The organism is Candidatus Accumulibacter vicinus (assembly GCF_000584955.1).
In the GTDB taxonomy this organism is placed as follows: domain Bacteria; phylum Pseudomonadota; class Gammaproteobacteria; order Burkholderiales; family Rhodocyclaceae; genus Accumulibacter; species Accumulibacter vicinus.
The window spans coordinates 22,763-24,318 of the sequence record NZ_JDSS02000049.1 but is presented as its reverse complement, the minus strand read 5'-3'; the positions used below and the strand labels follow the sequence as shown (position 1 = coordinate 24,318).

General features: G+C 67.5%; 3 protein-coding genes and 1 pseudogene. All 4 read left to right on the top strand.

Annotated features, from left to right (window positions below):
• Nucleotides 1-260: pseudogene (locus tag CAPSK01_RS19790) on the top strand (hypothetical protein); the annotation flags it as partial.
• Nucleotides 261-309: 49 nt separating this feature from the next.
• Nucleotides 310-711: a hypothetical protein gene (locus CAPSK01_RS19785; protein ID WP_034930861.1), complete on the top strand. Its 402-nt coding sequence runs from the start codon at nucleotides 310-312 to the stop codon at nucleotides 709-711.
• Between the two features lie 26 nt (nucleotides 712-737).
• Nucleotides 738-1,259, top strand: a complete 522-nt coding sequence (locus CAPSK01_RS19780) for a hypothetical protein (RefSeq protein ID WP_034930859.1) — start codon at nucleotides 738-740, stop codon at nucleotides 1,257-1,259.
• A 3-nt stretch (nucleotides 1,260-1,262) separates the two neighbouring features.
• Nucleotides 1,263-1,556, top strand: a 294-nt coding sequence (locus CAPSK01_RS24125) for a hypothetical protein (RefSeq protein ID WP_273704152.1), incomplete at its 3' end; no start/stop codon positions are given.

Here is a 1,556-nt window from a genome sequence, read left to right as displayed (position 1 = left end):
CCCGCTCCGCGCCGCCGACGATCAACGTATCGCCGCCGGCCGTCACGGTGCAGATCGAGCCAGGCGCCATCGTGGCCAATGTCCAGGCGCCGCCGGTCACCACCACGATTGAGCCTGGCGCCGTCGTCGTCACAGTGGAACAGCCCGCGCCCCCCCAGGGGGCGCCGATCACGCTGCAGACCGGCAGCAGCGCGCGCGTCATCAGCCTCATCAAGGACAGCAGCGGCCAGATCACAGGCGCAGCCGTGAACGAGGCCTGACATGCCCGGCCCCTACCGCACACCCAACCACCACTGAAGGAGCCACACCATGGCCAAATGGGCAAACGCACTCATCCTCGACGGCGGCAGTGACCTGCTGCGCACCCGCGCGGCGACTACCGACCGGATCAAGATGCACCTGATCAAGGCCTACACGGCCGGCGACAGTTACTCGACCGTCGTCACCACCAACGGCCTGGGCTCGGTCAGTCTCGTGGCCGGGGACATCGTGCAGAGCACGGTGTCGAGCAACCGCGTCACCACGTTCGGCGCCAAGTCCATCACGTTGACCGCCAACTCGGGCGCCAGCCCGGACCTGCACGTGGCCGTCGTCGACTCGACGACATCGGAGGTGCTCTACGTCGCCGACGAGACGACCGATCAGGTCGTGACGAGCGGTGGAACGTTCAACGTGCCCGCGTTCACCTGGACGGTGAATCAGCCGACCTGATAGCGATACGCAACAGGAGATGCGCCATGTCCCTCACCATTGCCCAACGCAACACCCTGAAGGCCGCGATGCTCGCGGTGCCCGAGATGGCCGCCGCCATCGCCGCGCAGGACACGTATACCCTGCTGCAGTGGTCCAACGCGAACTCGGCGACCGCCGCCTGGCGCTCTACTGTCGAGGGCTCGGAGATCTACGATGCCCACAAGCCCAAGGAGTACCAGGCGCGCAGCGGCGGTGAGCGCGGCGGGTTCGACCTGATGGTGCTCAAGCCGTTCCCCAGCGATTTCACCGTCGCCAAGGTGCGCAACGGTGTGGCCGCCATCTTCAGCGGCACGACGAATTCGAGCTGCCGCACGGACATCTTCGCGGCCGGGCAGGAGCTGGCGAGCAACGCCGAGGTCGCCATTGGCGGGGCACAGGCCTCTGTCGGCGGCACTGCAGACATGGCCGAAACAATCACTGCGCTCAAGCGGAACTGGGAAGGCGATGTCGAGCAGGCCGACATCGACTGGATCGTGGCGCAGGCGCTCGCGCAGCAGCAGGGGTAGCCCGTGGCTGGCGACATCGGGAGCAAGGAGCGCGCCATCGTCACGCTGACGACGGCAGGCGCCAGCTTGAGCAACAACTCGGCGGGCGCGGCCAACGCAACAGCAGACCTGGACGCGCGCGCAGGCGGCAACCTGGCGAGGGACCTGGCGGTCCTGTTCGAACTGACGATGCGGTGGGCGACCGTCACCGGCATTGTCGCCGGGACAGTCGTGGCCGACCTCTATCTGGTGCCGTTGCTGGACGGCACGAACCTGCCGGACCTGGACCTGACGGCTGGCGCCAGCCGTTTGCCGGCG